General features: G+C 66.4%; 7 protein-coding genes. 6 read left to right on the top strand and 1 reads right to left on the bottom strand.

The window, feature by feature from the left end:
• From LXM94_RS10765 to LXM94_RS10740, 6 genes are all read left to right on the top strand, one after another.
• The coding region (locus tag LXM94_RS10765; protein ID WP_235771263.1) for an MSMEG_0567/Sll0786 family nitrogen starvation N-acetyltransferase at positions 1 to 352 on the top strand (352 nt) is incomplete at its 5' end.
• Positions 352 to 1,329 (top strand): sll0787 family AIR synthase-like protein, encoded by a 978-nt coding sequence (locus LXM94_RS10760; RefSeq protein ID WP_235771262.1) that lies wholly within the window; start codon positions 352 to 354, stop codon positions 1,327 to 1,329. The genes LXM94_RS10765 and LXM94_RS10760, both read left to right, overlap by 1 nt.
• Positions 1,326 to 2,477 (top strand): MSMEG_0565 family glycosyltransferase, encoded by a 1,152-nt coding sequence (locus tag LXM94_RS10755; RefSeq protein WP_235771261.1) that lies wholly within the window; start codon positions 1,326 to 1,328, stop codon positions 2,475 to 2,477. The genes LXM94_RS10760 and LXM94_RS10755 overlap by 4 nt, the downstream gene beginning before the upstream one ends.
• The gene (locus LXM94_RS10750) at positions 2,470 to 2,757 is read left to right on the top strand and encodes an MSMEG_0570 family nitrogen starvation response protein (protein ID WP_235771260.1); all 288 of its coding nucleotides are present in this window, start codon (positions 2,470 to 2,472) and stop codon (positions 2,755 to 2,757) included. The genes LXM94_RS10755 and LXM94_RS10750 overlap by 8 nt, the downstream gene beginning before the upstream one ends.
• A gap of 11 nt (positions 2,758 to 2,768) precedes the next feature.
• Positions 2,769 to 4,055, top strand: a complete 1,287-nt coding sequence (locus LXM94_RS10745) for an MSMEG_0569 family flavin-dependent oxidoreductase (protein WP_235771259.1) — start codon at positions 2,769 to 2,771, stop codon at positions 4,053 to 4,055.
• A complete protein-coding gene (locus tag LXM94_RS10740; protein ID WP_235771258.1) occupies positions 4,055 to 4,906 on the top strand; it encodes a Pnap_2097 family protein in 852 nt (283 codons plus the stop codon). Before LXM94_RS10745 ends, LXM94_RS10740 begins: the two co-directional genes overlap by 1 nt.
• Before the next feature lie 18 nt (positions 4,907 to 4,924).
• On the opposite strand, the gene LXM94_RS10735 is transcribed toward LXM94_RS10740, so the two are convergent.
• On the bottom strand, positions 4,925 to 6,115 hold the full coding sequence (locus tag LXM94_RS10735) for a M24 family metallopeptidase (protein WP_235771257.1): 1,191 nt from the start codon (positions 6,113 to 6,115) through the stop codon (positions 4,925 to 4,927).
• Positions 6,116 to 6,128 lie beyond the last annotated feature (13 nt).

Here is a 6,128-nt window from a genome sequence, read left to right as displayed (position 1 = left end):
GGGCGTCGCCGCCGACCGGCTGGTCGGCACGGTCCGCATTCAAGAGCCGGAGCCGGGTGTATGGTGGGGCTCCAGGCTCGCCGTCCATTCCGACTATCGCAAGATCGGTGCGCTCGGCGCGACGTTGATCCGGCTTGCCGTCTCCTCCGCACATGCGATGGGCTGCCGCACGTTTCTCGCCAATGTGCAGGTACAGAACGGCCTGCTCTTCCGCCGGCTGCATTGGGAGGCGATCGAGGAATTCGAACTCCACGGCAAGCCGCATCTCAGGATGAAGGCGGACCTCGCCTGGTACCCGCCCTGCCCGACGCCGGAAGCAGGCTTCGTCGCCCTGCCGAAGAAAGCCGCGTGATGACGGCCGGGATCGACATAACAGCGCTCGCGGCCCGGTTGTCTAGCGGCGCCGGCGTCGCGGCAAAGGCCGATATCGGCGCGATCGCGGCCCGGCTCGGTGTTTCCGGCCAGACGGTCTCGGTCGGTGACGACTGCGCGGCACTACCGGACGGGGATGGTTATCTTCTCTTCGCCATCGAAGGTTTCATGAACGAATTCGTCGCTGCAGACCCCTGGTTTGCCGGATGGTGCGGCGTCATGGTCAACATCTCCGACGTCGCGGCAATGGGCGGCAGGCCCGTCGCCGTCGTCGATGCGGTCTGGGCGGACGGGGAAACCGGCGCGGCACCGGTGCTCGACGGCATGCGCGCGGCGGCATGCGCCTTCGGCGTGCCGATCGTCGGCGGCCATACCAACATCAGGACCGATCGCGGCCAGCTTTCCGTTGCCATCCTGGGCCGGGCGAAACGGCTGCTGACCAGCTTCGACGCCAGGCCCGGCGACGTGCTGATCGCCGCCGTCGACCACCGCGGGCGCTACCGCGAACCGTTCAACAACTGGGAGGCCGCGATCGATGCCCCGCCGGCGCGGCTGCGGGCGGATCTCGAACTGCTGCCGGCTATCGCCGAGGCAGGGCTGGCGCGGACGGCGAAGGACATCAGCCAGGGCGGCATCGTCGGCACGGCAATCATGCTCGCCGAATGTTCGGGTGTCGGCATCGAGATCGACGTTTCGGCCATACCATTGCCGTCCGGCATATCGCTCGACCGGTGGCTCGCAACCTTCCCGAGTTTCGGTTATCTGCTTTCCGTCGTGCCGGGCTCCGCCGACGTGATCCTCAGCCGCTTCGCCGCCCGCGGCATCAGCGCCGCCGTGATCGGGACCGTCGTGGAGGGAAGCGATGTCGCCATCGCGGCAAAGGGCAGCCGGGCCATCGTCCGCAACCATGCGGCGACCCCGCTCATGCGCCTCGGCGGACCGGAGCGTGCCGCATGAGCCGCCCGCTCCGCATCGCGATGCTCGCGCACTCGACCAATCCGCGCGGCGGTGTCGTTCACGCCATGCAATTGTCCGAAGCGCTCTGCCGTCTCGGCCACGAGGTCGTGCTGCATGCACCTGACGCCGCCGGCAAGGGATTCTTTCGAACGCCGTCCTGCCGCGCGGTCTGTATCCCGGTTGCTCCTGCCCTGCCTGACATGACGGCCACGGTTGAGCAGCGCATCGCCAACTACGTGACGTACTTCGAAAGCCCGGCCGCACGGGACTTCGACCTCTTTCATGCCCATGACGGCATTTCGGGAAACGCGCTCGCGACGCTCAAGGAGCGCGGGTCTATCCCGACCTTCGCCCGCACCGTGCATCACATCGACAGTTTTTCCGATCCACGGCTGATGGCCCTGCAGGATCGATCCATCGAGCGCGCGGACGCCTTCTTCACGGTCAGCGCGCTCTGGCAGCGCGAGCTTGCCGGGAGACGTGCAATTGCGGCAATCAATGTCGGCAACGGTGTTGATACGGTTCGCTTTTCACCGACGGTCGATGCGACCGATCTTGCCGCGCACCTCGACCTGCCGCCAGGTCCGGTCTTTCTGGCGGTCGGCGGCGTCGAGGCCCGCAAGAACACGCTCGCGATGCTCGAGGCCTTCCGTCAGGTGCGCGCGATCCGACCGGACGCCCAGTTCGTCATCGCCGGCGGCGCGTCGCTTCTCGACCATGGCGACTACCAGTCCGTTTTCCGCGAAAAGCTCTCGGCACTCGGCGAGCACGCCGCCGCCGTGCACCTGATCGGAACGGTTGCGGACAGCGACATGCCGGCGCTCTACCGGGTTGCCGATACGCTGGTCTTCGCATCGGTGAAGGAGGGCTTCGGCCTCGTCGTGCTGGAGGCGATGGCGAGCGGAACGCCGGCCGTCGTCTCCTCGATCCCACCCTTCACCGAATATCTCGGCGACGAGGACGCGATCTGGTGCGACCCCGGCCATCCCGCCTCCATCGCCGAGGGCATGGCGCTGTCGCTGGTCGAGCCCGTCCGCATGCGGGTCGTCGCCCGCGGGCTCGCCGTCGCCGCACGACATGGCTGGGAGGCAACCGCCGCCGCGCATCTTGTCCCCTATGAACGCCTTCTGGAGCCCGCCCATGCCTGAAATGCGTTTCGTCGTCACCTGGCCCGATGGGCGCAGCGAGACCTGCTACTCGCCGTCACTGGTGATCCAGGACTATTTCGCGGAGGGCGAGACCTACCCGCTGGCCGATTTCCTCGCCCGCAGCCGCGACGCGCTGACGGTCGCCAGCGATCGGGTTCGGGCGAAATACGGCATTTCCTGTTCCCGCGCGCTCGGCCAACTCGCCCGCATCGAAGACGCAGCCTCCGCCTTCCGCGACCGGCCTGACGCCGCGGTCCGCCTCGAAGCCTTCCTGACCTGAAAGGTAGCGACATGACATTGAACCTTGAACCCCACTACAGCGCCGTCGTGGTCGGCGGCGGGCAGGCTGGCCTCTCGGCGAGCCACTATCTTAAAAAACACGGCATCGACCACGTGGTCTTCGAGAAGAAGACGGCGGCGCATAAATGGAAGGAGGAACGCTGGGACGCCTTCTGCCTTGTGACGCCTAACTGGCAATGCCAGCTTCCGGACCATCCCTACGACGGCGACGACCCGCACGGCTTCATGGTGAGGGACGAGATCCTCGGCTATATCGACCGGTTCGTCAGCAAGGTGGACGCCCCTCTGTGCGAGGAAACGGCCGTGACCGCGCTGGAGCGGCAGGGCGACTGCTTCCGTATCGAGACGAGCGCCGGCACGGTGACCGCCGATGCGGTGATCCTCGCGACCAGCCTCTATGCGCGGCCCGCCATTCCACGCGCCGCCGAGCGTCTGCCGGAAGCCGTCATACAGATCCACACCGCGGCCTACCGCAACCCGACGCAGTTGCCGGAGGGCGCGGTGCTGGTCGTCGGCTCCGGCCAGTCGGGCTGCCAGATCGCCGAGGACCTGCATCTGTCCGGCCGCAAGGTGCATCTCGCCACCGGCAACGCGCCGCGCTGCGCGCGCTTCTACCGCGGCCGCGATGTGGTCGACTGGCTGTCGGACATCGGCCAGTACGACATCACTGTCGAGCACGACGGGATGACGAAGAAGAAACACGACACGAACCACTATCTGACCGGCCGGGACGGTGGGCGGGACATCGACCTCAGGAAGTTCGCGCTGGAAGGCATGGCGCTCTATGGCCGCATGTCGGGCGTCTCCGGCGGGCGCATGCTGTTCGAGCCGAACCTGAAGGAAAATCTCGACGGTGCAGACCGGGTCTATAACGGCATCAATGCGCTGATCGACCGCCACATCGCAGAGAAGGGCATCGCGGCGCCGGCGGGCTCCGTGTACGAGCCGGTCTGGCAGCCCGAAACCGAGATCACGGACGTAGACCTGGCCGCGGCCGGCATTACATCCGTCGTCTGGGCGACCGGCTTCAGTCCGGACTGGTCGTTTGTCGGGTTGCCGATCTTCGACGGCAATGCCTATCCAGTCCACCGGCGCGGCGTGACGGCGGTCGACGGGATTTACGTCCTCGGCCTTCCGTGGCTCTGGACCTGGGGTTCGGGACGTTTCCTCAGCGTCGGCAAGGACGCGGAGCATGTCGTCGGGCGTCTCGCGGCACGCCTCGCAACCGGTGTGCCGACAATCAAGACGGCGGCCAAGATGGCGGCAGGCAACCGATGATGAACGCGACGCTCATCGACTTTCCCGCGCGGCTGCCGAGTGCAGGCGAGCTGATGGAGCGTGCGCTCGAACCGCATCTTCTGGTCGGCATGCCGCACCTCAATGCGCACGGCCTCTCCGAGACGTGGCTGATGAAGGAACTCGGCCACCGCCACTGGCTGATGCTCGCCAGGCATCTCGGCATGGGGGACGCGGATTTCCGCACGCCGGACGGGACGGCGGCCTATGCCGCGATCTGCGCCACCTCGCTCAGGCAGGCGCGGCTCGGGACCGTTCGCGCCAACGACGTTTTGGCCATCCGCTCGTTCCTCGCACCGGTCTCCCGCAGCCAGGTCATGAGCCTTCACAAGATCGCATGCGGCGAGCAACCGGTCGCCGAGGTGGAGTTGATCTCGACCTTCGTCCGGCGCGACAGGACCGACGACAATCACTCGCTGGTCCGCGTCGAGCGCACCGGAAATCCGCTGACCGGAACGGCCTGCTGTGCGCTCGCCGAAACGGCGGCGGCCCTGCGGCGCGGCAGTGTCGACCGTTATCTGGGGATGGATCTGGAAGCCGGGGCCCCATCACCGAGGTTTCGGTTCACGCCGAGCATCAGCGAGGAATTCAACGGTGCCGGCCTGTTCTATTTCGCGGAATTCCAGGCGATGTGCACGCGGGCGCTGGATGCCTGGCACCCCGACGCGGCGCACTCCGTCTCGCGCCGCGACGTCTTCTTTTCCGGCAATCTCCGTCCCGCGGAGCCGGTCTCCGTCGTGCTCGTTGCAGGTGACCGGCAGAGCGAGGGGATTGCCTGCCGCATCGACCGCACCGACGGCGCGACGATCGGGCGCATGTTTGCCCTGCGGTAGGGTGCGACGTCCTCTGTCCTACCGCGCCCCGCCGCGGTTCCAGCCGCGTCCGCGATCGCCGAACATCTCGTAGCCGCTTTCGGTGATCGCCAGCGTGTCCTCCAGCTTGATGAAGCCGCGTCTTGGATGGAGCATGGTCGTCTCGACCGAAATCACCATGCCCGCCTCCAGGGGTTGGTCGGCATCGATGCCGTCATAGGCGACCGGATGGTTGGTCATCAGGAACGGCGCTTCGTGCGTGATGATGCCCATGCCATGGCAGAAGAAATCGGTGAAGGCAGCCGAAGGAGAGGCCTTGAGCAGCGCCTCAGCCGCGACGATCATCTCGCTGCCCGCTGTACCGGCTTTGACCTTCGCGAAGGCTGCCTGCTGGATCGTCTCGACCTCCGCCAACAGATCCTCCAGTTCCGCATCCGGGTCGCCGAGAACGGCCATGCGGCAGAGGTCCCCGATATAGCCGTGATAGTTGCCGCCGGAATCGACCGACAGCACCTCGCCCGTCTTCCAGGTCTGCGGCGAGGCTGCGCGGTTGTGGCTGGCGCCGAGCGTCAGCAGGCAATATTCGAAATGCAGGCCACGGTTGGTTTCCTCGCGGCGAAGCCGCTCGATGATCTCGGTCTTGGTCGAGCCGTCGCGGGCCGCCGAAATCGTCGCCAGCATCGAGGCGGTGATGAGGTCGGAAGCGCGCTTGAGTTTGGCGAGTTCCTCCGGTGACTTGACGGCACGCAGCCGCTCGAGCGTATGCGTCGCGTCGACGAACCGCGCACCCTCGAGCCGCGAAGCCAGCAGATCGCGGGCGTCCGACGGCAGGAAGGCTGGCTCGATGCCGATCCGCGCGCCGGCCCTGCCGATCTTTTTCAGGTGCTCGACCGCCAGCGCGGCCGCATCGAGCGTGCCCCAGGAAGCCGTGTGCACGGCCGGCGTCCAGAACGGATTGTTCTGGTGTTCGCCGCCTTCCATGCGGTTTCCCACATAGGCCGAATGATCCGGAGCACCCTTCTCGTAGACCACGACCGGCAGGTAGCGGCTGTGGCCGATCGCGTCCATGGCGGCAAAGAAGATGAATTTGTAGCCGCCAAGCAGGTACTGCGTGTTGTGCTTGGAGGTGGCGACGATGACGTCGATGCCTGCTGCCTCCATGAGCCGGTCGAGCTTGGCTGTATCGAATGGCGGCGCTGTCGGACGTGTTTCTCTTGCACTGATGTTCACGGTATCCTCCCAG

Origin of the sequence: Rhizobium alarense (genome assembly GCF_021555155.1) — a bacterium.
Taxonomy (GTDB): domain Bacteria; phylum Pseudomonadota; class Alphaproteobacteria; order Rhizobiales; family Rhizobiaceae; genus Rhizobium_D; species Rhizobium_D alarense.
This window is presented reverse-complemented; position numbering and strand designations above follow the sequence as displayed.

What these genes read in the sequence shown, in the direction of transcription:
- LXM94_RS10760 (WP_235771262.1), top strand. Translation starts at nt 352, where the DNA reads ATGACGGCCGGGATCGACATAACAGCGCTCGCGGCCCGGTTGTCTAGC.
- LXM94_RS10755 (WP_235771261.1), top strand. Translation starts at nt 1,326, where the DNA reads ATGAGCCGCCCGCTCCGCATCGCGATGCTCGCGCACTCGACCAATCCG.
- LXM94_RS10750 (WP_235771260.1), top strand. Translation starts at nt 2,470, where the DNA reads ATGCCTGAAATGCGTTTCGTCGTCACCTGGCCCGATGGGCGCAGCGAG.
- LXM94_RS10745 (WP_235771259.1), top strand. Translation starts at nt 2,769, where the DNA reads ATGACATTGAACCTTGAACCCCACTACAGCGCCGTCGTGGTCGGCGGC.
- LXM94_RS10740 (WP_235771258.1), top strand. Translation starts at nt 4,055, where the DNA reads ATGAACGCGACGCTCATCGACTTTCCCGCGCGGCTGCCGAGTGCAGGC.